19 protein-coding genes are annotated in these 26101 nt (G+C 51.4%); 18 read left to right on the top strand and 1 reads right to left on the bottom strand.

What is annotated here, in order from left to right:
* The first annotated feature begins 82 nt into the window (after nt 1-82).
* Nucleotides 83-3487 carry an autotransporter outer membrane beta-barrel domain-containing protein gene (locus N7387_RS05560; RefSeq protein WP_279797549.1) on the top strand — a complete coding sequence of 1135 codons (3405 nt, stop codon included), beginning with the start codon at nt 83-85 and terminating at the stop codon, nt 3485-3487.
* A 311-nt stretch (nt 3488-3798) separates the two neighbouring features.
* Here N7387_RS05560 and N7387_RS05555 read toward each other — a convergent pair whose 3' ends face one another.
* Nucleotides 3799-4509 (bottom strand): DUF2285 domain-containing protein, encoded by a 711-nt coding sequence (locus N7387_RS05555; protein WP_279797547.1) that lies wholly within the window; start codon nt 4507-4509, stop codon nt 3799-3801.
* 443 nt (nt 4510-4952) lie between these two features.
* Between N7387_RS05555 and N7387_RS05550 the strand changes: the two genes are divergently transcribed.
* The 17 genes from N7387_RS05550 (at nt 4953) to N7387_RS05470 (ending at nt 26099) form a co-directional block, all read left to right on the top strand.
* Nucleotides 4953-5936: a type VI secretion system ImpA family N-terminal domain-containing protein gene (locus N7387_RS05550; protein ID WP_279797545.1), complete on the top strand. Its 984-nt coding sequence runs from the start codon at nt 4953-4955 to the stop codon at nt 5934-5936.
* 30 nt (nt 5937-5966) lie between these two features.
* Nucleotides 5967-6524, top strand: a complete 558-nt coding sequence (gene tssB, locus N7387_RS05545; protein ID WP_279797543.1) for a type VI secretion system contractile sheath small subunit — start codon at nt 5967-5969, stop codon at nt 6522-6524.
* Nucleotides 6521-8035 (top strand): type VI secretion system contractile sheath large subunit, encoded by a 1515-nt coding sequence (tssC, locus tag N7387_RS05540; protein WP_262859996.1) that lies wholly within the window; start codon nt 6521-6523, stop codon nt 8033-8035. Before tssB ends, tssC begins: the two co-directional genes overlap by 4 nt.
* 135 nt (nt 8036-8170) lie before the next feature.
* The gene (locus N7387_RS05535; RefSeq protein ID WP_279797540.1) at nt 8171-8689 is read left to right on the top strand and encodes an Hcp family type VI secretion system effector; all 519 of its coding nucleotides are present in this window, start codon (nt 8171-8173) and stop codon (nt 8687-8689) included.
* A 100-nt stretch (nt 8690-8789) separates the two neighbouring features.
* Nucleotides 8790-9233, top strand: coding sequence for a GPW/gp25 family protein (locus N7387_RS05530; protein ID WP_279797538.1), 444 nt, complete (start codon nt 8790-8792; stop codon nt 9231-9233).
* Nucleotides 9234-9267: 34 nt separating this feature from the next.
* On the top strand, nt 9268-11115 hold the full coding sequence (gene tssF / locus N7387_RS05525; protein ID WP_262859997.1) for a type VI secretion system baseplate subunit TssF: 1848 nt from the start codon (nt 9268-9270) through the stop codon (nt 11113-11115).
* Entirely contained in the window at nt 11105-12079 is a 975-nt protein-coding gene (gene tssG / locus N7387_RS05520) for a type VI secretion system baseplate subunit TssG (RefSeq protein ID WP_279797535.1), read from the top strand. The genes tssF and tssG overlap by 11 nt, the downstream gene beginning before the upstream one ends.
* A 37-nt stretch (nt 12080-12116) precedes the next feature.
* The gene (gene vgrG / locus N7387_RS05515; protein WP_279797533.1) at nt 12117-14462 is read left to right on the top strand and encodes a type VI secretion system tip protein VgrG; all 2346 of its coding nucleotides are present in this window, start codon (nt 12117-12119) and stop codon (nt 14460-14462) included.
* Nucleotides 14463-14470: 8 nt separating this feature from the next.
* Entirely contained in the window at nt 14471-16675 is a 2205-nt protein-coding gene (locus N7387_RS05510; RefSeq protein WP_279797530.1) for a pentapeptide repeat-containing protein, read from the top strand.
* 12 nt (nt 16676-16687) lie between these two features.
* Nucleotides 16688-17791, top strand: a complete 1104-nt coding sequence (locus N7387_RS05505; RefSeq protein ID WP_262860001.1) for a pentapeptide repeat-containing protein — start codon at nt 16688-16690, stop codon at nt 17789-17791.
* Nucleotides 17784-18377, top strand: a complete 594-nt coding sequence (locus tag N7387_RS05500) for a DUF3540 domain-containing protein (RefSeq protein WP_279797527.1) — start codon at nt 17784-17786, stop codon at nt 18375-18377. The genes N7387_RS05505 and N7387_RS05500 overlap by 8 nt, the downstream gene beginning before the upstream one ends.
* Nucleotides 18378-18381: 4 nt before the next feature.
* Entirely contained in the window at nt 18382-18744 is a 363-nt protein-coding gene (locus N7387_RS05495; protein ID WP_262860003.1) for a DUF4150 domain-containing protein, read from the top strand.
* Entirely contained in the window at nt 18737-19246 is a 510-nt protein-coding gene (gene tssJ, locus N7387_RS05490; RefSeq protein WP_279797523.1) for a type VI secretion system lipoprotein TssJ, read from the top strand. The genes N7387_RS05495 and tssJ overlap by 8 nt, the downstream gene beginning before the upstream one ends.
* A 34-nt stretch (nt 19247-19280) precedes the next feature.
* Entirely contained in the window at nt 19281-20636 is a 1356-nt protein-coding gene (gene tssK, locus N7387_RS05485; protein ID WP_279797521.1) for a type VI secretion system baseplate subunit TssK, read from the top strand.
* The gene (icmH, locus tag N7387_RS05480) at nt 20633-22231 is read left to right on the top strand and encodes a type IVB secretion system protein IcmH/DotU (protein ID WP_279797520.1); all 1599 of its coding nucleotides are present in this window, start codon (nt 20633-20635) and stop codon (nt 22229-22231) included. The genes tssK and icmH overlap by 4 nt, the downstream gene beginning before the upstream one ends.
* A 19-nt stretch (nt 22232-22250) precedes the next feature.
* A complete protein-coding gene (gene tssM, locus N7387_RS05475) occupies nt 22251-25724 on the top strand; it encodes a type VI secretion system membrane subunit TssM (RefSeq protein WP_279797518.1) in 3474 nt (1157 codons plus the stop codon).
* A 21-nt stretch (nt 25725-25745) separates the two neighbouring features.
* Nucleotides 25746-26099: a DUF6277 family protein gene (locus tag N7387_RS05470; RefSeq protein ID WP_025153574.1), complete on the top strand. Its 354-nt coding sequence runs from the start codon at nt 25746-25748 to the stop codon at nt 26097-26099.
* The last annotated feature ends 2 nt before the right edge of the window (nt 26100-26101 follow it).

The raw sequence follows: 26101 nt of genomic DNA, 5'->3' as shown, positions 1-26101 counted from the left end.
GTAAATACACTATAATTGCCTGATAATAATAGATATTAGGATTTTATCCCTTTTACCTTTATTCCGCATACAGGCCATTATTATGAAATTTAAACTTTCACAAATTACCGTATTGGTAGTTAGTGCGCTTTCCGCGTCAGCCGCAATTTCTGCAACTGTTAATGAAACTGTTAATATCAACAATAACACTCCCGGTCCGGTTATCACCGGACATAACAATTCCAACGATACCATTAAATATACGGGTACCGTCAGTAACAGCCCGAACACAACCACATTTGTTGGCCGGGAATCAGCAACAGAAAGCAGCGTATATTACACCAATGTAACAGATGGCAGCGGTAATGTTATCGGTACCAGAGCCAACTATGACTACAAATATTATTATTCTCCGATTGAAGTGGATGGGCTGACTATTACCGATTCCAGCGTCCGCATCAATGGTAAGGCAGATAATTTAACCGTTAATGGTGATTCCGTAGTGACTATCACCGGCAATGATGCCTATGACCAATACCAGGGCGCCAATTATCAAAATCCATCTGATGCAAGCTCACAATATACACCCGCCCGTCACGGTTTCACTAACAACCGCCAGGATGAGGTTATTATCAGCACCGGGAACGGTACATATAATGATAATTCCAAACAGTATCTGGACGGACAGCATATTGGTGATGTAAAAACTAATAACAGCAATGGTTCAAGCTTAACCATTAAAGGTACTGTTGTTAACGATCCCCGTTTAGGTGCCGATAATGGTGAATATCTGGTTGCCACCGGTGATACCTTCAACGGTAAAGCCGAACAGCATGTCGGTGAACGCTCACTGTCACAAGGTGCAACGTTTAACGGCCAGAGCTCGCAGCACCTCAAAGGTAAAGACGGCCAAAAAGCCATATCCCTTGATGCAACCTTTACCGGCACAGCCGGTGTAAAACATACCGGTCAGACTGTCGGCAGTAATGGCCTGGCAATCGACTCCACCTTTGATTACGCGGATCAGGATATCTCTTCCGGCGGTGTTGCCAAAAATAATACACTCCGTAACAGCGATCAATTTGTCAAAGGTGAAGCGATTAATACCAGCATCACCAACGGTAATCAGGTTATCAGCGGCAAAGCCACCACAAACAGCATCGATAACACCACCGGAACACATGGCCTTCAGTTAATCAGCGGCGAAGCCACTGACAACACACTGAAAAATGCCGATCAGGTTATTGAAAAAACCGGCGTTGCCGTTAAAAACGTTATCGATAATACCGGTGCTGAGCACGGTGTCCAGGTTGTGCGCGGTAAAGCGGAAGATAACACCCTGAGCAACACTGATCAGCACGTTGAAAAAGAGGGTATCGCCTCCGTTAAAAACGATATTACTGACGGCAGCCAGTATGTTGATGGTTATGCAGAAAATAATACCATCACTAACAAAGCCGCTAACCGTGGTAAGCAGGTTATCAACGGCACCGCCAATAATAACAAACTGACCGAAACCGATCAGTTTGTCGGCAAAAACGGCACTGCCGGTATTAAAAACGACATTACCAACGGCAGTCAGTATGTGGATGGTTTTGCCGAAAACAATACTATCACCAATAGTGCCGATAAACGTGGTGAGCAGGTTATCAGCGGCACCGCCGACAATAACACACTGATTAATACCAATCAGATTGTTAAGAAAGACGGCATGGCCGGGGTTAAAAATGACATCACCGATGGTGATCAGTATGTTGACGGTACCGCTGTTAACAACACCATTAATAATACCGATGCCAAAAAACCGGGAGTGCAGATTGTCAGCGGCACAGCAACCACCAACGAGCTGAACAACGTTAACCAGGTGATTAAAAAAGGCGGTCTGGCCACCGATAACACTCTGACCGGTAATTCTCACTTAACCGTTGAAAATGGCGGTGAAGCGAAAAATAACACCCTCAATGGCGATATCGATATGATCGTTGAGGCTAATGGTAAAGCGACCGGCAAAACCACCTTTAACGGTAAAAACCATCTGGATCTGTATGCTGCCACCACCAATGGTGCGTATGTGGAAGATCTTGCTCTTAGCCAGACCAAAGGCAAAAGCACGGTCACTGTTTATGAAGGTACTCAGGAGCACGATGCCGTCACTATCGGTACTTTAAACGGCAAAGCAGCGGTGAATTTTGACCACCGGACCAACCCGGCCGGTCATACTCAGATGAATATCAATAACCTGGGTAACAATGATCCGGCTCAGTATGATAACACCACGTTAGATTTCACCATGAACAGCAATATCCTCAATGGTAATTCTGACTTTATCAACACTGAAAATGCGTATGGCCAGCACTATGTCACCATCATTGAGCGGGACACCGGTAAAGAAGCGGTTCTGAACCGCCCTCAGTCTGCTGATTTTGCGTATGTGCAAAACGTGAACGGTGACAGCAATGCGGTATTTGGTATGAAGGATGCGGACGGCAAAATTCTCGATCTGATGGATGCCGGTACCTACATCCATAATATTCAGACCCGTACCGGTGCCGGCAATGACACCACCTGGTCATTCACCGCGACCGATCGCCTGACACCAAGTGCCCGTGCGGTACTCGCACTGTCCAGTGCGCCGCAGCTGATGTACAACAACGAAGTGGATCACCTGCGTGCCCGTCTGCATATGCTGCGTACCAGTGACAGTATTGAGAACGGCCTCTGGATGCAGGGCATCGGCAGCAATACCAAAGTGGATAAAGATCAGATCCAGTACAAACTCAAGCACGCCGGTCTGGAACTGGGGGCGGATTATCAGTTAGCGTTAAACAGTGACAGCAAGCTGGTTATGGGCGGATTCACCGGATTTGATAAAGGTGACGTCAAAAACAGCTGGTCCGGCACCAGTGATATCGACAGCTATACCTTCGGTGCCTATGCCACGTATCTTAACACTAATGGCTGGTATGCCGATGCATTACTGAAATATAACCACTTTAATAATAAACTGAAGACAACATCCACCAACGGCTATGATGTCAGCAGTGACAAATACTCCACCTCCGTCTGGGGGATGGCACTGGAAACCGGTTATACTTTTACCTTCAGTAATCAGATCTTTATCACTCCGTATGGTCAGTTAGCGTATAACCAGATGGGCAGCAAAAACATCACGCTGAGCAATGAAATGGAAGCTGAAATCAAAAATCAGCGTTCATTCACCAGCGAACTGGGTGTCAATGCCGGTAAAGACTTCAGCTTTAATAATGGCCTGGTGTTCTCCCCGTATGTGAAAGCGGCATGGAATCACCAGTACGAAGACGGTAACGAAGTTGAGTTCAACCGTTATAACACGATTAACCTGGATTTATCCGGCAGTACCGGTAAATTCGGTGCCGGTTTCAATGCCCGCTATAACAACGTGAATATGTTCATGGAATTACAGCACATTGCCGGTGATGCGGTTTATTCACCAATCAACGGACAGATTGGTATCCGCTATAACTTCTGATACCTCATCCGTTCCCGGAAAAGCTGCCTGACGGCAGCTTGAGATTGCTGACAAAGCAGGATAAAACGTGGTTTTTCCTGCTTTGTGTTATCAGCCGAAAATCAATAAATTGATTTTCCTGGTTTATTTTTACAACCTCTGTCGGTCGCCGCCAACCCCTGCGGGTTTGACAACGGCCTGAAGCTGCCTGACGGCAGCTTTTTTTGCCGCGTTCAGTGTATATTTATTATACAAAAAAAATTACAGACGAAATTACATGACGTTCAGCACAGGTATATCAATCATTCAAAAAATAATGTGAACGAATATAATCAGATATAATTGAGATAACCCTGACTAATAATGTCATTCACCTTTTTTATGCGATAGCGAATATTTGAACGAAGCCAGCTATCCTGAGTCCATTCATTATCAACCATCTCCTGCCCGAACAAATGTGATGCAATCTCCCGCTGGGAGTAGCCTTTATTCAGACTATCCATAATTCTTAGTAAGAATTGGCTATCCTCAGACAGTGATGAACATTTCGATTTATTATTAAGAACATCATTAATGATGTCGGTGTTTTGCTTTTTTCCGTTTAACTCAAGTGATATATAAATATATCTGTTAAAAATATTTTCAGTATCACTTCCGGGATTAACAAAAAACTGAAAATAACTATAATTATTAAATACTTTAATACAGTATATTCCATTTTTTAAAATGATCGTTCTGTAATCAATGTTCTCTTTCTTTAAGATATTCTCTATCGATAAATTTCCTTCGTGACTCAGCAATACCCTGAATGAGCGTTTGCTGAGCCCTTCCGCCCAGAAAACATTATCTGCTGTACACTCAGGATCGACATACCTTAACAACCCCCATTTTTTTTCCGCATTTATATCGGATGCCGTTTGTCTTTGCGGGTTGTGACAGTGATCTGTCCCGGATGTGTTGCAGTGTAATTTCCAGTCTTCCTCATACTCGGGAATTCGGCGCAAAAACTCCCATGCGATGTCGATACACCCTTTGATACCCATAACAATACCTCTGCTGAGCTGATACTATTTGAATATAAAGATAATTATATTTTTTTAACTAAATTGTAAGGTATAACATGATTATAACAGAGTAAATATATATAACTACATCAGGTAACCCGTAATGACAATATGATATTTCCGTGTAGACAGCATGTCACAATACAAGAGCATAAAATGACAACCAACATTAAAACACTTAATAAACTCATGAAAAAAAATGAATTATCGACAATATTACGGTGATTTTTTTATACTTACACGACATAAACTTAAGACAAATCCTTATATTTAACATTCCCTGTGAAATTAAATCACATTAAGATTCGTCCTCGTAAAATCTACAAGGTGATAATCATTATTTTAAATTTGTCCCTTTATTAAAAGCAGACTCCGATATTAGAGTAAAACGAAACAGGACGTTAATAGCGCGGGATGTGATAATGAATACAAGTGATCACGATATTTACGGTGTGGAATTCGACCCGATTTTCAGCGAGGTTGAGGCTATTTTGACTCAGTCTGAAGAATCAGCCAATCCGTTATCCGGAGAAGATGAACTTCCGCAGATTAACTGGATCACCATCTCAGAAAAAACCAGTGAATTATTATATCAGTATAAAGATCTGCGTGTCCTGCTGTGGTCATTACGGGCAAATCTGTATATTGACGGAATTTCATCATTATTCAGCGGAATAAAAACCCTGAATGAACTGATTGAAAATAACAGTGAATTACTCTATCCGAAATCAGAGGATGGTGATATCCGCAGCGGTCATGCTGCCGCACTGGGATGGTTATCCGCATCACAATGCATTTCAGAACTGAAGCTGACCAAAATCACCGCTGATCATCATTATACCCTGAATGATATCGCCTCCATCGACAGCGGCGAAATACGGGACAATTATGCCACATCACTGAGTGCACTATTAACATCACTCACCAACAGTGATGATATCAATATCAGTAATATTTCCGGACATTTTTCATCGGTTATACAGTCACTTGATAAAATCGAAGAGTATGCCAACCACTATACTGACGGTTATATTCTCGACTGCAGCGCGTTAAAACAATTTCTGACACGCTGTATCAGCACCCTTAATCAGCTGGCCTCATTTTCGGATACTGATACCCATTCAGAACCACAGGAATCACTCTCTGACGGCAGTAATCCGGAAACACCGGTAACGGCATCATTAAGCGGACCGGTCAGAATGGCTGATATTACCTTACGCTCCCGTCAGGAAGTCTTAATTATGCTGGACTGCATACTTGATTATTTTCAGCGTTATGAACCCAGCCACCCGGTTCCGATATTTATCCAGCGATCCAAACAAATGATTGGAATGGATTTCGCCTCAATCGTTGAAAAACTCCTTCCGGAGTCAGTCAGCACATTACAACAATTTACCGGAAAGTAATATTTCCTTTATTGCAATGAGGATTGTGAGATGGCCAAAGATATCAGCTCTCAGAAATTTATCGGCAGAAATAATGCACCCCGTGTGCAGATTGAATATGACGTCGAGATTTACGGCTCGCAAAAGAAAGTTGAACTTCCGTTTGTCACCGGCGTTATGACCGATTTATCAGGACATCGCGCCGTTCATCTGCCATCAGTGGAAGAGCGTCAGTTCCTCACTTTTGATCAGGATAATTTTGATTCCCGGATGCGGGCAATCCGCCCCCGTCTTGCCTTCTATGTTGAAAACATGCTCAGTGAAAATCCGGAAGAGCTGCTGGATATTGAACTGGAATTTGAGTCGATGGAAGACTTCGAGCCGGGCGCGATTGCCGCACGGGTCCCGCAGATGCAGAAACTGCTGGAAGCACGGGCGCATCTGACGGATCTGATCACCTATATGGACGGAAAATCCAGTGCAGAGGATGTGATCCGGCAATTACTGGAACAGCCCGATTTCTTAGTCCGCCTGGCGAATGATGCGAAAGCCACTGTTGCCGCTGCCGGATCGGATATGACTGACGCGAACGGGGAGAACGACGAGTGAGCGAACAATTAACCCAAAGTACGAACGCTGCGGATAAGGCGGTATTAACCGCCCCCGCTGAACAGAGTGAGTTAGATATTCTGTTACAGCGTTCATTCAGACCCAGCACCACGGAAGCCTCTGTCGCCGTCCGCAGTGCCATCAATACCCTGGCGGAATATGCCAATTTCGGCAAAGTAAAAGTCAGCCGGGATGTGGTGCTGACCATTGAATCCATGGTCGCGGAAATTGACGATAAATTATCCGCCCAGATGAACCGGATACTGCACAACAAAGAGTATCAGAAACTGGAATCCTCCTGGCGGGGACTCAGCTACCTTGTTGATAATACGGATGTCAGTGAAACCCTGAAAATCCGTGTATTAAATATCAGCAAAGATGAACTGTCCAAAACACTCCGCCGCTACCGGGGATCCGCCTGGGATCAGAGCCCGATCTTCAAAGCGGTCTATGAACAGGAATACGGCCAGTTTGGTGGTGAGCCGTTCGGTTGCATGATAGGTGACTTTGAATTTGATCACAGTAATAAAAGTGTCTCCCTGCTGACAGAAATTTCCAAAATTGCCGCAGCGGCACATTGCCCGTTTATTACCTCCGCCGCACCGTCCATCATGCAGATGAATAACTGGCAGGAACTGGGGAACCCGCGTGATATCGGCAAGATTTTCACCACACCGGAATATGCGACATGGCGGCGTCTGCGTGACAGCAACGACTCCCGCTATCTGGTAATGACCATGCCGCGTTTTCTCTCCCGTCTGCCGTATGGCGAGAAAACCAACCCGATTGAGGATTTCGCCTTTGAAGAAGTCGTGAATCCGTATGATGTCAATGACTTCAGCTGGACAAACGCGGCCTATGCAATGGGTGTGAATATCAACCGGGCGTTTGCGGAGTATGGCTGGTGCTCACGTATCCGCGGGATTGAATCCGGCGGGTCGGTGGAAGAATTACCGGCTTATGCATTCCCGTCAGACGAAGGCGGTTATGAGCTGACCTGTCCGACTGAAATTGCGATTTCCGATCGCCGTGAAAATGAATTATCCAATGCCGGATTTTTACCCCTGGTCTACCGCAAACATTCTGACTTCGCGGCCTTTATCGGCTCCTGCACACTGCACAAACCGGTCATTTATGAAGATCCGGACGCCACGGCGAATGCGAAATTATCCGCCCGTCTGCCGTATATTTTTGCCACCTGCCGGTTTGCGCATTACCTCAAATGTATTGTGCGCGACAAAATCGGTTCTTTCCGTTCACGGGATGATATGCAGGTCTGGCTGAATGACTGGCTGATGAAATATGTTGACGGTGACCCGACTATTTCCACGGAAGCCACAAAAGCAAAACGGCCGTTAGCCGCTGCTGAAGTTCATGTGGAAGATGTCGAAGATGATCCGGGTTTTTATAAAGCACATTTTTATTTACGCCCGCATTATCAATTGGAAGGTATGACGGTGTCATTACGCCTGGTCTCTAAATTACCTTCAAGTAAAGAAAATAATAAATAAAAGATTTATTGCTGAGCACGAATGAGTATCTGTTTTTCCATCAGGAGATACATTCTCAGGGACGAGAACATGATGTTTATATTTTATATCCTAAATATATTTAATTGTCGTAATATCAATGCAGGAGTGAATTAAATGACAGCATTAGTCGATTATTTTTTAAAAATTGAAGGTGTTGAAGGCGAATCTCCGGATCAGCAATATGGCGGCTGGATCCAGCTTCAGGCCTGGCAATGGTCAGAAGAGAACGCCGGACGCTGGGGTTTCGGCAGTGGCGGCGGCTCCGGGAAAGTGGAAATGAAAGACTTTGAATTCCGCATGGTCAGTAACAAAGCATCACCAAAACTGTTTCTGATGTGTGCGACCGGGGAACATATTCCGCAGGCAAAACTGGTGTGCCGTAAATCCGGCAAAGGTCAGCAGGATTTTATGACCGTCACATTCAGTAACTGCCTGGTCTCAACCTTTAAAACTGTCGGTAATATGCCGCTTGATCCGCAAACTAAAGTGGATGCGGATACGGTACTGCCGACCGATGTTATCAGTCTGAACTTTGCCCGCATCGAAGTGGAATATAAAGAACAGAAAAATGATGGTTCTATGGGTGCCGTTATTAAAGCAGGCTATGACCTGAAGGCAAACGCCCGTATTTAACCGGCTGTAATACAGGAAAACTATGTCACGATTATTATTTGTCTGTAAGACGGATAAATAATGTATCGGGGTATGGTTTTCCCTTTACGGAAACTGAAATATGAAATCATCAGCGCCAATGTTATTTGATAAATTAAGTCTGAACAGACGAAGAATACATTTACCGCAATGGCGTGATGTTTTATTACGCGATATTGAGTTGTTATTAAATGATGCTGCACACAGCGCCTCATTAGCATTAGATAAAAAAACCTACTGTATGAATTCCGTGATTAATTACGGACTGCCGACACTCAGTGCGAAAGTGCCTGTCAATACTGATCCGATAGTGCTGGCAAAAAAAATACAGCAAATCATTGCCACATTTGAACCGAGACTGGATCCGCGCTCAATCCGGGTCACACCGTTTGTGAATAAAAATGAAACCTGGACCCTGGCACTGCTTTTCGACATTTATGCCAAAACCAATTTACCGGATGACGATCTGTCCATGAATTTACGTATCGCCCTGGATTATTCATACGGCAGTGTCCGTGTCATCTGATCCGGCACACTAATCTGAACGACAGGATACCCTTATGCTGAGTGACCGTTTTCTGACATTATACAACGAGGAATTGCGTTTCCTGCGGGAGGAGGGGCTGCTGTTTGCCAAAGCCAATCCCCAGGTGGCACAGCATCTCGGCATGATGCCGGACGGCGTGCTTGATCCTTTTGTCGAACGCCTGCTGGAAGGCACTGCATTTCTCAGCGCCCGTGTGCATGAGCGGCTCAATAATGAACAGCCGGAAGTGGCTATTCAGATGATAAACCGCCTCGCACCTTACTGGTTCACCCCGCTGCCCTCCATCGCCACCATCGCAGTGGAACCGGATCTGACGTCCCCGCAGTGGCATTCGGATGTCACTCTGCCCCGCGGCAGTAAACTGACACTTCACGATACCTCGCCGGGATTCCGCAATGCCACTTTTACCACCGGCCGTGATCTGAATATCCAGCCGCTGGTGATCGCGCATGCCGAATGCGCCACCACCCCGTCAGCACAACTGCCGCAGTCCGTTCTGCAATGCATGCAGGACGGCAGAGCGCACATCTCGCTGACGATGAACACACAGGGCGTTGTTTCATTATCTGAACTGAATTTCTCGCCGATGACACTGACGTTTGCGGGCGATGTCGTACACGCCAACCACCTGCTGACCGCTATCCAGAGTGATACGCTGAGGGTGATCCTGTGGTGCCGGGAGGATAATAAAACGCCGCACATGCATCTGCTGAACCCGGGACAGATCCGCCAGGCCGGATTACAGGCAGAAGATGCATTATTACCGGCTGTCAGCGGGGAATTGCCCGGCAGCCGCCTGCTGCGGGAATATTTTGCCGCCCCGTCCCGCTTTTTCAGTATTGAACTGCACGGCCTGATGCCGTTTTTACAGGCGGGCGATAAGTGCACGGAATTCAACATGATTTTTGTGCTGGATAAAACACCGGTCAAGTTAACCGGTAATGTCAGCAAGGACGATTTCCGTCTGTTTTCCACCCCGGTGATTAATTTATCGCGCCGCCGGTGCAGCCCGGTGCTGGTCAATGGCGAGCATACCGAATATCCGGTTATCGTCGATAAACTCAACCCCGGTCTTTATGAAATCCATCATCTGTTACAGGTGGACGGCCTGCTGGCAGATAAAGGCTATGTGCCGTTTTCCCCGCTACACGGCTATGCGCGCTTTGACGAACCGCCGGTTTCCGCCGGTTACAGCCTGCGCCGTGTCCGCAGAGTGACAGAAGACAAATATGACAGCGCACCGGCTATGCCGAAAGACAGCCTGTTTATCTCACTCTCCGCCGGTCCCGATAATTTTTCGCCGGACAGTGTCCGTTCCCTGAGCATTGAAGCACTGGTGTGTGATCGCCATCTGGATCCTGCCCGCCTGCAGCAGCCGGTGTTCCGGCCGGATACCGCCCTGCCGGTAGGCCCGGTGGAAATCCTGCGCACGCCGTCCCGTCCGCAGGGCGTACCGTGCAGCACACAGGCGTGGAAAGTACTCCAGTTGCTCTCTGTCAATCCGCTGCGCTACGCCCTGCCGGATTTTCCGGATAACAGCCAGCTACTCAGAGAATGGCTTTCCCTGTTCTGTCCGCCGGATGACAGCCGTCAGCAGCGCAGGATAGACAGTCTGCGGCACGCCGTTATTTCACACCGTTTTGAATGCAACCCGCTGCCCGGACCGCTCGCCTGGAGCCGCGGGGCTGAAATCAGCATCGATTTGCGCGGTAATCATCACAGTGACCGCGGTGCGTGGCTGTTTGCCCGTATCCTTCACCATGCGCTCGCGGAGTATTGCGAACTGGGGCAGACGCTGCGTATGCAGCTTAACGTTGATGGTGAACCGCTTGCACAATGGGAGCCGATTGATGGCAGATAAAACACCGCTCCGCATCAACGGTCTCAGCGCCAGACAGGATTTCGCCGAAGTCATGCGCCGCATTGAACGGGTCAGCCCGGCGCTCGCGGCAAACGGCGTGGTACGCGGAAGCACCCCCGCCCGGCTGCGGATAATCCAGACGGCAGATACTGGCTTCGCCCCGCGCGAAGTGGCGGATATCCGCCAGTCCGCCGATCCGGTCACCAGCGCCGCTGAAATTACCGTCTGGTGCCGCCATTTCGGGATGTTCGCCCCGTATGGTCCGCTGCCGATTCACATTACCGAGCATGCCCGTACCGAATTGCTGACGCGCCGCAGTCATGCTTTCCAGGATTTCTCAGCGCTGATCAGCCATCGCCTGGCGCTGTTTTCCTACCGCGCGCAGACACAACTGCATGTCGCGGCCGGCCATGACAAAAACAACAAAAATGCCTTTCAGCAACGGATGAATCAGGTCACCGGGATTTCACCGCAACTCTCTGCCGGTGACCACATTCACCGGCTCCGGCAGGCATTTCCCGGCTGCTACCTGCCCGGACGGAGCATCCTGAAAAACTTACAGTCACTGCTGACACACTATTTTGCCGTGCCGGTTACCGTTCAGGCGCGGCGGGGAATGTGGATTGATGATCCGCAGAATACCGCCAGCCAGAGAATGGGACGTCTCGGCAAAACCCGCGCCGGAAAACGGTTTTTTGATGTTGAACACAACCTGTATGTGCAGATAGGCCCGGTGGGCAGTCAGCACTATCACCTGTTCCAGCGCGGCAGTGAACGTCTGAACGTTCTGGTGGCTATCTGCAACGATTTTGTCTCACACCGCCGGGTACTGGACGTGAAGCTGCTTATCCGGACTTCCCCTGATATGGCCGGTCACACCGGCAGCGGAAAACTGGGCCGCAGCGGCTGGCTGAAACCGGACGGGACAATCCGGATTCAGTCCCTGTATACCACCGCAGCCTGATGCAATTAACCCGATATGCAATGAAAGGATGAGTGTTATGCCCCTGATTGAAATTGATAATGAGAAGCTCAACGGGATCGATGCCTTCCCGCTCAGCTTTACCGCGCAGGAACATCTTTCGCAGGACCCGGTTTACCGCCTGACATTTCAGGTACCGGATCCTGATCTGGATATCGGGGAACTGCTCGGTGAAAAGGCGCTTATTTCTGTTGAACAACCGGATCAGAGCCGCCGCACATTCACTGCCCGGGTGGTGGCCGGGGGTGATGAGGGGCAGCATCAGGATCAGTATGTTTATCATCTGGAACTGCGCAGTTGGTTATGGTTTCTGATGCAGAACCGCAACTGCCGTATCTTCCAGCACCGCAATGTACTCACCATTATTGAAGAGATATTTACCCGTTACAATGTGGCGGATTACCGCATTGAAACAGAAGGCACGTATCCGGATAAAGAGTACTGCGTCCAGTTCGGCGAAAGCGATTTCAGTTTTGTCAGCCGTCTGATGGAAGATGCCGGGCTCTGGTATTACATCGACCACAGTGACAACCGGGATGTCATGGTGATCACCGACCACCAGCAATTCAAACCGCTGAGTGACGGTTATGACTCACTGAGTTTCCTGCCGGACAGCGAAGAGCACCGGGCTATCCGCGAAGGTATCCAGCGTATCCGGCGTAACCGCCGGATACACGCCAGTGAAGTGGTATTGCGCGATTTCGATTTTCTCAAACCACGTCACTCCCTTCAGACGCAGGCGGAAGAAAAACGCCCGCATTTACAGGGTATTCCGCTGGAATGGTATGACTATGCCGCCGGTTATGATGATGTGCAGCAGGGGGAAGCAATCGCCCGCAAACGTCTGGAGGCTTTCCGCTGTGAAAACCAGATTTTACAGGGTGAGAGTAATGCCACCGGCCTGAAACCGGGCCACACGTTTGAGCTGAATCAGCACCCGGATTCAACCCGTAACCGGGGATTTAAAGTGCTCGGCTGTGATTATACGTTTATCCAGGACGGGCCGGACAGCAGCAGTACCGGACGCAGAGTCTCCTGCCGGTTCCGCGCGCTGAATGATGATGAGGTTTACCGTCCGCTCTGCCGGACACCGCGTCCGCAGATCCCGGGAATTCAGAGCGCGACCGTGGTCGGTGCGCCGGATTCTGAGGTTCATACCGATAAATATGCCCGTATCCGTGTGCATTTCCATTGGGATCGCTACAAAACCACCGAAGAGGACAGTTCCTGCTGGATTCGGGTGATACAGGGCTGGGCCGGTAAAGGCTGGGGTGTGCTGGCGATGCCCCGAGTCGGCCAGGAAGTGCTGGTAACCTATATTGACGGTGATCTGGACAGACCGATGGTTACCGGTATTGTCTATAACGGCGAGAATCCGCCGCCGTATCAGTTACCGGAGCATATCAACTATTCCGGTCTGGTCTCCCGTTCTCTGCGTCACGGTATGCCGCAGCATGCCAGCCAGATCACCTTTGATGATAAACGCTACAATGAGCGGGTGATGATCCACGCCGAACGCGATATGCAGTATACCGTTGAGCGTAACGCCTCCTCCACCACCGGCCAGGATCGCTATGAGGTGGTGAAGCGCACCGCGACAGACTGGTTTAAAAATCATGTCTCTTATAAAGAGGTCAATTTCTCATTCACCGGTTTTAATTTCAGTGCCACCGGTATCAATGTCGGTCTGACCGGCCTGAGCATCAGTATGACCGGTGCCAGTATCGGCCTTACCGGTGTCAGCACCTCCTTTACCGGGGTGAGCACATCGTTTACCGGGGTGAGCACGTCCTTTACCGGGCAATCCATATCGTTCACCGGCAGCAGTGATTCCTCAACCGGCATCAGCAACTCCCGGACCGGGTGCAGCACCAGTATGACCGGTACCAGCAGTTCCATGACCGGCAGTTCACACAGCCTCACCGGTTTCAGCACCAGTATGACCGGCTGCTCCGCCTCCAAAACCGGCCAAAGCTACAGTGCCACCGGATCGAGTCTTTCCCATACCGGCACCAGTGTCAGCACCACAGGCAGCAGCACCTCCAGCACCGGTGTCAGTGTCAGTACCACCGGCAGCAGTACCAGTGTCACCGGGGTCAGTGTCAGCACCACCAGCAGCAGCACCAGTGTCACCGGAAACAGTGTCTCTGCGGTCGGCTCTTCCGTTTCCGCGACAGGAAGCAGCGTCGGGGTGAAAGGCAGCGATGTATCAGCCACCGGCAGTTCTGTCAGTGTGACCGGCAGTGATATTTCAGCGAAAGGCTCCGGTATCTCCGTCACCGGATTCTCTTTCAGTTATACCGGCGCCAGTTATTCCGATACCGGCATTGACCTGAAAACGGTCGGCATGCAGAGCAAAAATTAAAGGGAAGTATGATGCGTATTATTCGTCCTCAGCAACTTGCTGTACTCAGAAACAGCTACCAGATTGGCAGGGAGTGCCGGTCAGGTATCAGTGTGATTGCGGGCAGTTATTTATCCGCCCCTGATCACTTTGTCACTGAAGCACAGATTTGGCAGGCATGGAAGTCTGCCCCCCTTTCCTTCCGTATGTTAGATACTGCTGAGCCGAAACCGCATGCCGAATATATCCTTGCCGGTCATGCCGGCACCGGGCAGACACTGACGGCGCTGGATGTTGCCGTCCGGGTCGGGTCGCTCAGCCGGGCGTGGCGTCTTGAGGGAGACCCGTTTACCCGCGTTGCAATGGATCACACCGAAGCGCCGGGCGGCAGCGACTGCAAAGAAAAACCGCTGGGTAAAAATGCCCGCCGCGGTACACGCCCGGTGCTGAGAGAAGCCCGTGCCGACGGAGCCGCAGACCCTTATATTAACCTGGCCGCACCGTCGCCGGTGCCGCCGGATTTTTATGTCCGCCGCAGACACCTTGATGCCGTGGCTCACGTGATGACAGACAAACAGTATATGGAAAGCTGGTTTCCCGGTCTGCCGCCTGCCATTGACCGCCGTTATTTTCAGATGGCGCCGCCGCAGCAGCAGCTTTCCGCCGCTCAGTGGCCGCGCAGCGTGCCGTTTGAACTGTACGGCTTCCGGCCGGATGACGCGGTAATTTCCGGTACCTTCCCGGCAGTGCGTGCCAGAGCATTGGTATTTGGTAAAGACGCGGCAACCGCAGAAGAGATCACGCTGGAGAAAAAGACCCTGTGGCTGCTGCCGGATGATGATCTTTGCCTGATGGTCTTTACCGGCAGTATTCCGTTGCCGCATCTGTTTGCCGCCCCTGCGGTCACACTGCTGGCCGCACTGGATAATGACGGTACGGAACGACCGCTGACACATTATCAGGATGTGTATCAGCGCCGCAGCCGGACGGATACCGCTAATTTTGAATTTCTCCGCGACCGCGAACTGATGCCGGAAAACAGTCATTTTAATGTGATCCGCGATATGGCGGAGCACCCGGATTCTCAGCGCTACACTGCCCGTCCTCTGACAAAACAGGATACCGATACGTTCTATCAGGATGTGGAAAACGCGATTGCGCTTCATGAAGAGAACCAGAAGCAATACTTCGCCCTGCCGCCGGAGCAGGAAACCGCCGTACCGGTCAGCGATACGCTGCACCGGAAAACAGTGCAGCCCGCGCCGGATTGCGATGCGGTAACCGAAAGCCGGGACTTTATCTCGCTCTCATTTGCCAACACAACATTGCAGGGAAAAACCTTTAAACACTGCCATTTTAATCAGTGTGATTTCAGTGAATCACAACTGACACAGTGCAGCTTTGAACACTGCCGGTTTACATCCAGCCTGTTTGCCGGGGCGGTGATAACCGGTTCACAGCTGACCGGCGGCCGCTTTCAGCTCAGTAATCTGAGCGGAAGTACATTTACCGGCACCGGCTGGGAAAATCTGACGCTGGATGACTGCCTGCTGGAAAAAACAGTCTTCACCCGCAGCACCTGGACGAAATGCCTGATTAATGACACACAGATAATCCGCTGCGAATTCACGGCGTGTGACATCAGCGGCGCAATGCTGTCACATGCCGGGCTGACGCATTCAGACTTCCGGCAATGCACGCTGACATCCCTGATAGCCGATAAGACCGGGGCCGCCGGTGTGCGCTTCACCGGGTGCAGTCTGACAAAAAGCTCCCTGATTGGCGGCAACTGGACAGCGTGTTCATTTACGGACTCCGTTCTGGAGAGTGTGACATCCGGTCAGTACAGCGATTTTTCCGGCAGCAGCTTTACCGGCTGCCGCCTGAATAAAACCGGTTTCAGCAATGCCGGGTTAAACCAGTGCCGCTTTACCGGATGCGAACTGATCGAAACCTGTGCCGACGGCAGCAATCTGACCGGTGCCGTGTTCAGTCACTGTGATATGGCCGGGATGCGCCTGAAAGATGCGGTAATGATCCACGCCTCTTTTATCAAAAGCAGTCTCCAGCAGGCCATGCTCTATAACGCCGATCTCCGTGACAGTACGTTTCGTCAGTGCAATTTCGCCGGGGCAAACCTGGCCATGATGTACGGCAATTCCGGCACCCGCTTTGATTTATGTCTGATGGACGGCGTCCATCTGTTACCGCGCCGCTTCCGGCTCAGTGTCTGACAGGAGGTCTGAATGAACGAAACCGCAAAACAGATTATGGATTTGCAGCCGGTAAAACTGATCCGCGATAAGCATTTCAGTCAGTTACAACTGAAAGATGACACCCTGTCACATCTGCATTTTACAGACTGCCGCTTTGAGCATCTCAGCACGGATAATGTGCAGGCGCATCAGCTCTGTTTTCTGCGCTGTAAATTCGCCGCCGTTTCACTGAGTAAAAGCCTGTTAAATTCCTGCACGTTTATTGAGTGTGAGATAGACACCATCACGCTGGCAGAATGCGGTCTGCTCAGTGTCTCTTTTCAGCAGACCACCATACAGTCGCTGAGTGCGGACAAGTGCCTGTCGGAGCGCTGCATGATGTCCGGCGGCAGGCTCAGTGAGAGTACCTGGAAAGAGGTCAGTCTGAGCTACTGGTCGGCGAATGACTGTGAGATCAGTCACTGGCATACCGAAGGCGGCCTCGTACAGGACAGCAATTGGTTCGGCTGCACCCTGACACAATTCCGCTGTACCGGTGCGCAGATTACCCGGTTGGTTTCCGGTAACAGCACACTGACCGATTGTCAGTTTACCGGCAATGAATGCGACATCCTGGTCTGGCAGAACTGTCATCTGGTACGTGCCGATCTGCGGAAACTGAATCTCACCTCCGCCGGGTTTGCCAAATCCCGGCTGGAACAGTGCCGTTTCGACAACAGTAATCTGCATTACGCCCAGTTCAATGAGGGATCACTGCACGACTGCACACTGACCGGCACGCAACTGACCTGCGCCCAGTTTACGGATACTGAGCTGTATGAGTGTGACCTGAGCGGCGCACAACTGATTTCCGCCGTTCTGGTGCGCGCGGTGCTCACACTCTGCATTCTGGATGACACCACATTAACCCGCACCGATATGCGTTTTTGTCAGCTTAAACAAACGCCGCTGCACAGTGCGGTGATACAGAAAGTCCGCCTGCACGGTGCGGAAACCGGGCTGACCGATCGCGGACAGAAATCGGATGAGCCTCTGCTGGCATCCGTTGATTTATGGTACGCCCGGCATCAGCCCGGCGTGAAAGATGACACCGGGTCCCCCCGTTTACCCCCAGGAGCCAGCCGTTATGTTTGACACAATACATCATACTGATACACCGGTTTTATCCGGCAGACCGCTTTTTTCCGCGCCGGAAACCCCGGTGATCGCCGCAACACGGCTTATTGCCGGCGATAACGGCGGACTGCTGTTGCAGTCACATCCGTATTCCGCCGTGACTGTCGCGGCCGGGTGCCTGATTGTCCCGGAAAAAGGCGATCTGGTCTGTGCCATGGTTCAGGGTGACAGCGCCTATGTGCTGTCGGTTCTGGAACGGCACGCCGCCTCCGCCCCGCTGACACTCAGCACTCAGGATACCCCGCTGCATATCCGCGCGCCGTCACTGGCACTGGAAGGAACGGAGAGTATCACCATGAAAACCGCCCGTTTTTCCCTGGTATCACACACCTCAAAATGGGTTGCACAGACACTGCGCCAGATTGTCGGCTCTCTGTTTGTCAGTGCAGAGAATGCGCACAAAAAGGTTGAGAATCTTGATACCACCGAAGCCGGTCACATTGCCCAGCATGCTGAAAAAAGCATGGTTCTGGACAATGAAATCGGCGCTATCACATCACGTGCCGTCCTTCGTATTGATGGCGGCCAGGTACATATGGGGTGATCACATGACAGCAGCAAACACACGGGCAGGCGGTATCAGCTTTTCAGGGTGCGAACCGATGATCCCGATCCCGGGACCCAATATCGCACCGAACACCACCGGGATACCGAATGTCGCCAACTATTTCTGCTGCGGCGGTAACGAGCAGAACCTGATGAGCATCCGGGTATCAACCATTTCCACCGGCATTATTCTCGGTGCCACCGGAGCACACTCGGCACAGATGACGCCGGTTCAGGGATCAGGCAAATACTTTATTCAGGGCAGCCCCGCGACCCGGCTGGGCGATATGAGTATGACGAATAACTGTAACGCTCCCGGCACCCAGATTGCCCCGAGCCAGACGAAGTATTTTATCAATGCCTGATTACCGCAGATGGATACGCAGCCTGCTGGTGGTGCCGGGTATTGTACTTCTCAGCAGTTGCAGCCTGATCTGGCCGGACGCACCGGAACCGCTGCCGGCGGACAGAACCGTCAGCCTGCGGATTGACGCCGCCGCCGGGGTGAATACCGACAGCAGAGGGAATTCATTACCGATCCGGGTCTGTGTATTTGAAATCAGCAGGGATGACTGGATACCGCCGGGGCTCTACCGGAATGCCCCCTGCGATGAGACGGCACCGGACCCGGTCATGATCCGTCAGATGCAGCATATTTTAAGCCCCGGTGAATCCCGCCGGTATTCGTTTGAGATCCCGCAGGAAACGGCACGCTGGCTGCTGGTGGCCGCGGAGTTTCAGATCCCCGGAAAAAATAAAAACACTGTACTGATTAATACGGAAGTTAATAAAAATTCAAATGTTGTTGTCGTGGTCCGGGAGCGCAGTCTGACACAGATGAAGATACCTGTTTCAGATAAGCCCTGACACCACGCCTGAGGACGGAACTGAGGACATAATTATGTTGTTAAAACAGCGTGTAGCCTGGGTTGAAGGGATGCTGATGGAACCTCAGCATTTTCAGCAGCAGGAGCGGTATTTCGAACATTTTACGGATATGCGTATCCGCAGCACAGATGCTCTTGCCTGGGGTTTTCGTCAGATACATCTCGACACCGGATTACTCGATCAGGGAAAAATCGCCCTGACCCGTGCCTGTGGTGTTTTTCCTGACGGCACCCCGTTTGATCCCGGCGGTGACGACCCGCTGCCGCCGCCGTTTGATCCGGGTCCGGACTGCCAGGGACAAATTATCTGTCTCTCCGTCCTGATGGATATGCCGGGGAATACCTTTATCGACCTGTCACAAAGCAAGAGACAGAGCCGCTTCAGTGTGATTAATGCCGATATCCGTGACCGCAACGCCGGTCTGGCCTCCGAAGGTACGCCGCAGATGGCGACACTCCAGCTCGGGGATCTCTGTACACGGCTGAATGTCCGGAGTGCGATCAGCGATGCGGAATCCCTGCTGCCCGTGGCGCGGATCACCGAAAGAACCCGTGACGGCCGCCTGATACTGGATGATAAATTCCTGCCGCCGATGCTCGATTTCCGTGCCTGCGGCTGGCTGAAAAGTGCCGTCACCGAACTGCTCGGTCTGATGGTACAGCGGCTGGAGAGTGTTTACCGCCCTGATGTGCCGCTGACCACCGGAGGACTGACTGAATTACTGGAACTCCTGCTGTTACAGACACTGAGTGAGTACCATCTGCGCCTGGCTCACCTGCTGGCACAGCCTCAGGTTCATCCGGAGCGGCTGTTTTTTACCTTGCTGGGCCTGTTGGGACGCCTGAGCATTATCCCGGGTAAAGAAAATACTTCGCTGCACCAGGATTTCCACTATTCACACAATGAGCCGCAGAATGCGTATTTCAGCCTGTTTGCCGCGCTGCGCCGTGCCCTGTCACTGGTCATTGAGGCACCTGCTATCGCCCTGCCGTTTATCGAGCGCGGCGACAATATCTATCTGTACCAGAATGATCCGCAGTTACGTCTGGAAAAACTGGTCTTTATCGTCAGTGCAGAGCTGCCGGGCGATACCATGAGAAGTTATTTCCCTGCCCAGACCAAACTGGCGCCGGTGGAAAAAATTGTCCAGCTTATCGACCTGCAGTTACCGGGTGTGCGTATCACCCCGATGTCATCACCGCCGCGTCACATCCCGTATTACCCGAACAGTGTTTATTTTGAGGTGGATAATGCGGACCCGATGTACAGAGATATGCTGTCCGGCAGTGCCGCAGCACTGAGTATTGTCGGTGATTTCCCCGGATTACGTTTTGAGGCGTGGGGCTTACGTCAGGGGAGAGTAGGATGAATGAGTTTGAACGCCAGATCAGGAGTGCCATATCTGCGGCCCGTACAGGCATGAAACAGGCCGAACACTCGTTAACCAACCCGATATGGCAGGCCAAAAGCACCGCCGCATCCATCGGCGGTATCATTCCGGCCGGTATGCGGGGGATGGGCAGCACACAACCGCAGGATGACGATCTGCCGGAATTCACGGCGGCCAATGAAGATCCCCCGCAGTCATCTGCGAACCCGGCTCAGAGAAAACAGAATCCGCTTCCGCCGATGCGCCCCGCACAACACCGGGAACGTCAGCAGAGCGTCCGTACCACCGGACAAAACACATCGCTGTTCGGTCTCTGGCATAACCCCTATATTTCAGCCGGGATGCCGCTGCTGTTGCAGATTGAGTGGTTCCGTAATGAGCCGCAGACCGATTTTGTCTGCGCCCGCCTCCAGATCGTCCGGAAACTGGAATTTTTCCGCAAAGATCTGCGCAGACAAGGATTCCCGCCGGAGGAGATCAACCACCTCTCTTATCTTATCTGTACCTATACCGACGGTATTTTTAATGACATGGTAAAAGAGGAGATGACGGGACTGAGCCTGCTGGTGGAATTCCATAAAGATGCCTGGGGCGGCGAAAACTGTTTTGAGCATCTGAAAGAATACATCAGCAATCCGCAGGATAACCATGATGTGCTGGAGTTCTATTATCTGATCCTGTCCATGGGATTTGAAGGTAAATACCGGATGCTCGATCGCGGGGCCGTATTGCTGATGGATCTGCGCAATCACCTCAGCGGCCTGCTCTATGCACAAAATACCACGCTGTTCTTATCCGATGTCCGTGCGGAAAACGTCAAACCACCGAAACGCCGGTTTATCACCGCACTGCGTATCCTCATTACCGGGCTTATCCTGGCCGTTATCGCCTACGGTATTTCCGCCTGGTATCTCCATGAACAGGCGCGCCAGATCCGCAATGACATTCTGGCATGGGTTCCGCCGGAGCCGCGCAAAATCAATATTATGGAAACGCTGCCGAACCCGCTGACCCAAATCTTAAGCGAAGGCTGGCTGGAAGTCCGTAAAGATCCGCGCGGCTGGCTGCTGATCTTCACCTCTGACGGTGCGTTCCTGACTGGTAAATCCGAACTGACGGAAGACTTCCTCAGCAAACGTAATATCGAGCGTCTGGGGGCCGCCCTCGCGCCATGGCCGGGAGATCTGGAAGTTATCGGCCATACCGATGCCACCCCGTTCCGCAAAACCTCCGCCAATAATAACCTGAAGCTGTCAGAGGCCCGTGCGGTGGTGGTCGCCGATATTCTGCGGACCAATACCATGATTAATCAGACTCACAACCGCGAAATCACCGCGACAGGCCGGGGGGAAAGCGATCCGATCGCGGATAACACCACCGATGAAGGCCGCAAACGTAACCGCCGTGTCGATATCTTATGGAAAATCGGTAAACGCGACGCGGAACAGGCCATGCAGGGCTATCAGGACGGCGATGTTCCGGCGGTACTGAACGGGACCCCGGCACCGTCAGCGGGTAATCATAATGACAACACTTCAGCGGAACCGCCTGTGCTCCCGGCATGGATGAAGTAACGGTATACAAGGACGTATTATGATCAGACGATTTATCATCCTTATCATTGCATTGGTTCTCAGCTACATCATCTGGTGGGTCGGGCCGATGGTTGCCATCGGCAACTTTTACCCGCTGGCCCGCGTGCTGGTACGCCAGATTATTATCGCTGTTATTCTTTTCTGGGCATTGTGGCCGTTTGTGGCTTTCCTGTTCAGCCGTCTGTTCCGGTTTCTGCGGACACCGCTGCCGAAGCCGAGAAAGAAGATTATCCAGCTTGACCGGGTCACTGCCCGTTTTACCGATGCTATCCGGACACTGCAGTTTATTGCGCTGGCGGGCAAAAAAACCCGCAGCGAACGGATGAAAATCCATCTCAGCCGTGAATACATCAACAACAAGCCCTGGTTTGTGGTGATGGGTCCCGCCGGATGCGGCAAAACCTCCGTTATTTATAACAGCGGCGAGCAGTTCCTGCTGTCCGAGCAGTACGGGTTATCCCGCACAACCGATATCGGCCCGACGGTTGACTGTAACTGGTGGCTGACAGAGCGCGCCGTGTATATTGATACCGCCGGAGAATGGGTACAGATGCACGGACAGAGTGACGATGCCGGTAATGCACGGCAGAAATTGTACGCTCTTATCCGCAAGCACCGCCGTTATCCCGGTATCGACGGGATTATTTTGTGTGCGGATATCGGTACACTGCTGTATGCCCCGCTGACCGAGCGGAAATCGCTGGCTGACACATTACGTATCCGTATTCTGGAAATGGCGGCACTTTTTCAGTCCGATATTCCGGTTTACCTGCTGCTGAATAATATTGACCACCTGCCCGGCGGTGAGGCATTCCTGAATATCGCCGATGACGATCTGCTCGCCGGCGGTCTGGGGATCAAACTGCAATGCACAGACGATCACCGCAATAATTTTATTCATGATGAAAATACCTATCACCAGCTTCAGATCCGGGTCAGCAACTATATTCTGGAAACCCTGCACAATGTGCCGGATGACGGATTACGCCACCAGCTTCTGTTGTTTATTGAATCGCTCGGCGCGCTGCAAAAACCGTTGTTTTCCTTCCTCGAACAGATTTTTCCGGCTTCTGCGACAGGCTATACCGGCTGTCTGCGTCAGTTGTGGATGGGCAGTACTATCCCGCTGATCGCACGTGAGAGCCTGTATAACGCAGACAGCGACGGGTTGTTTGATGAGCGTCAGTCCGGCGGCATGTACTTCCCGGCGCTGATGCAGGCCATCACCGAGCGCGGTGTGCTGCACAGTGCCCGCTACCGCCCGCTGCGCAACAAGCTGATGTCCGCCGCCCGTTATTCCGCAGTAACGGCAGGACTGCTGGCAACGGTGATGCTGCTCTCCTCCCGCTACTTCTGGGAGTCGGATTTTATTTCTTATGCCAGCGCCCGCTTTGAGGAAACCAAACGGATTGTCCGCGATATCCCGGTCACCAGTCAGTTTAATGATGACCTGATTGCCGCTTATGAACAGCTCGGCTATATCAACACGCAGTTTCTGGAAAGCTCTCCGCCGCTGCTGACACCGTATTTCGAGCATAAACTGCTGAGTAATGCGATGGAGCAGACTTACCGGCGCCATCTGTACAAGATCTTCTGGCCTGCCGTGGAAAATTATATCGCCAATGAACTGAAACAGAGTGCGCTCAACGGCAATACCGATGCATATGACACACTTAAGGTCTATCTGATGATGGTTTACCCGTCATACAGAGAGCCGGAGGCGCTGGAAAACTGGTTTATGATCCGCTGGGATAACTACGCGGTACAGGGCTATACCGAAACTGACCGCCGCCTGTTCCGCTATCACCTGCACGAATTGTTCAGCGACACCTCATCCACCGCCCCGGCGGCCAAAATGAATGCGGAACTGGTGCGTATCGCCCGCGTTAATGCCATGAAAACCCCGATCCATCTGCGGGTGGTTAACCGTATCAAAGATAAACCGCTGCCCGCAGGTATTCAGAATATCTCACTGGCAGATGCCGCAGGCCCCAGTGTATCGCTGATGCTGCGCCGCAAGAGCACCAATACGGTGACTGATACCGCCGTTTCCGGTTTCTACACCAAAGCCGGTTATAAGGATGTGTTCCTGCCGCAGTTACAGGATGCCGCCACGGATATGATCAGCGAAGAAAACTGGGTACTCAGTGACAACACCGAAAAACGCGGTGATATCGGTACACAGGAGGCGATTCAGACATTATCCAATGAAGCGCTGAAGGCCTACCTGTCTGAATATGCCAATCAGTGGGACAGTTTCCTGAAAGACATCCGTGTCCGGCCAATCAGTGATCTTGATGATGCGGCGCAACTCGCCCGACAGTTTACCGAACCGTCTTCACCGCTGACTGCGCTGGTACAGTTTGCCATTGATCAAACCACACTGAGCCGCGAAAACCAGCAGGATGCCACCGGATGGTTTGCCCGTCAGGAAAACAAGCTGACTCAGACCCGCCGCTCGCTGCTGGACGGGGTCAGCAATGACCGGTCTGCGGGCAGCACGCCGGAGAAAAGTCTGGAGGCTCGTTTTGAGGCGCTGCACCGCCTGCGGCAGGCCGAAACGACCGGAGCCAATGATCCGCTGTTCACGGTTTTTGACCAGGTTTACAACAAACTGGCCACCCTCTCCGCCTCGCTGCGCGCCGGTCAGATCCTGCCGCAAAACAGTGAAATCAACCGGTTACGTGATGATATGCTTCGTCAGCCGGAGCCGGTACGCAGTGTCATGATAGATCTGCTTTCCACGGGCGAACAACAGAGCCTGCAAAAAAGTAAAGAGAATCTCAGCCGTGGTGCTTCATCCATTGCCTCTGATTCCTGCCGGACAACCATCAGCGGCCGTTACCCGTTTAACCGCGGCGCGAGAGAGGAAGTCGGTATCGGGGATTTCACCCGCATGTTCGCACGCGGCGGTGCAATCCAGAGTTTCTTTGATTCAAATCTGGCTGCCTATGTGAATACCGGGGCAACCCCCTGGCAGATCCACCCCGGCAGCCGTGGCGTGGTATCAGCCAAAACGGTGGCGTCATTTGAAAACGCGGCCCGCATCCGGGACTCCTTCTTTGATCCGGCCGGTACAATGTCGATGTCGATGATTATCCGACCGATCTCATTATCGCCTTCGGTTCTGGAAGCCGTACTGGATATAGACGGTCAGATAATCCGCTACAGTCACGGCTATCAGGAGCCGGTCAAAATTAACTGGCCGGGCCCCAAAGGCGGCATTTATACACGTCTGACATTCAAAACACAGGACGGACAGGTGGAAACGGTCAGCTTTGACGGGCCGTGGGCACTTTTCCGGATGTATGACGCCGGTAACCCGGTACAACTGAGCAGCAACAGCCGCCAGCTCACTATGGCAATGGGTCAGGTGAAAGGGTTCTTTATTGTCGAGCTTAATTCAACAATGAAGGATTATCCGTTGTGGTCACGGGCATTAAAACAATTTTCCTGCCCGGGTAATATCTGATAAACGAAAAGGACAGTTATTATGTTAGATCCGAAAAATGTACAGTCAGTACTGAAATTCAGTACTGAATCAGGAAACAACTCGGCTTCAGAATTACAGAAACCCTTTATGGAAGGGGTTGAAAATATGAGTATGTCCGGTTCGGATGCCTCGCGTTCAATACTGAAGAACGTTAATCAATCCTGTGACCAGATGATGAAGGAAATGGGAAAAATGTTCGATGGTCTTCAGGATAATCTGGATGCTCATCAGAAAATGCAGCAGGCCGAGCGTCCGAAAGATTTCGATACCGCCATGAAAGATTTGCGGACAACGCTTTCCTCCGGTTTCCCGGAAGAGATGAAAAGTATGTTTGATAAAATGCCGAAGATATAATA

The organism is Morganella sp. GD04133 (genome assembly GCF_029835375.1).
In the GTDB taxonomy this organism is placed as follows: Bacteria; Pseudomonadota; Gammaproteobacteria; order Enterobacterales; family Enterobacteriaceae; genus Morganella; species Morganella morganii_B.
Note: the sequence above shows the minus strand (reverse complement) of the source record. Positions and strands in the feature narration are given on the sequence as shown.

Coding starts and splice junctions, on each gene's coding strand:
- tssF (WP_262859997.1), top strand. CDS start 9,268: ATGCTGAGTGACCGTTTTCTGACATTATACAACGAGGAATTGCGTTTC.
- N7387_RS05535 (WP_279797540.1), top strand. CDS start 8,171: ATGACAGCATTAGTCGATTATTTTTTAAAAATTGAAGGTGTTGAAGGC.
- N7387_RS05555 (WP_279797547.1), bottom strand. CDS start 4,509: ATGGGTATCAAAGGGTGTATCGACATCGCATGGGAGTTTTTGCGCCGA.
- N7387_RS05505 (WP_262860001.1), top strand. CDS start 16,688: ATGAACGAAACCGCAAAACAGATTATGGATTTGCAGCCGGTAAAACTG.
- N7387_RS05495 (WP_262860003.1), top strand. CDS start 18,382: ATGACAGCAGCAAACACACGGGCAGGCGGTATCAGCTTTTCAGGGTGC.
- N7387_RS05470 (WP_025153574.1), top strand. CDS start 25,746: ATGTTAGATCCGAAAAATGTACAGTCAGTACTGAAATTCAGTACTGAA.
- tssK (WP_279797521.1), top strand. CDS start 19,281: ATGTTGTTAAAACAGCGTGTAGCCTGGGTTGAAGGGATGCTGATGGAA.
- N7387_RS05500 (WP_279797527.1), top strand. CDS start 17,784: ATGTTTGACACAATACATCATACTGATACACCGGTTTTATCCGGCAGA.
- tssM (WP_279797518.1), top strand. CDS start 22,251: ATGATCAGACGATTTATCATCCTTATCATTGCATTGGTTCTCAGCTAC.
- icmH (WP_279797520.1), top strand. CDS start 20,633: ATGAATGAGTTTGAACGCCAGATCAGGAGTGCCATATCTGCGGCCCGT.
- vgrG (WP_279797533.1), top strand. CDS start 12,117: ATGCCCCTGATTGAAATTGATAATGAGAAGCTCAACGGGATCGATGCC.
- tssJ (WP_279797523.1), top strand. CDS start 18,737: ATGCCTGATTACCGCAGATGGATACGCAGCCTGCTGGTGGTGCCGGGT.
- tssG (WP_279797535.1), top strand. CDS start 11,105: ATGGCAGATAAAACACCGCTCCGCATCAACGGTCTCAGCGCCAGACAG.
- N7387_RS05510 (WP_279797530.1), top strand. CDS start 14,471: ATGATGCGTATTATTCGTCCTCAGCAACTTGCTGTACTCAGAAACAGC.
- N7387_RS05530 (WP_279797538.1), top strand. CDS start 8,790: ATGAAATCATCAGCGCCAATGTTATTTGATAAATTAAGTCTGAACAGA.
- N7387_RS05560 (WP_279797549.1), top strand. CDS start 83: ATGAAATTTAAACTTTCACAAATTACCGTATTGGTAGTTAGTGCGCTT.
- N7387_RS05550 (WP_279797545.1), top strand. CDS start 4,953: ATGAATACAAGTGATCACGATATTTACGGTGTGGAATTCGACCCGATT.
- tssB (WP_279797543.1), top strand. CDS start 5,967: ATGGCCAAAGATATCAGCTCTCAGAAATTTATCGGCAGAAATAATGCA.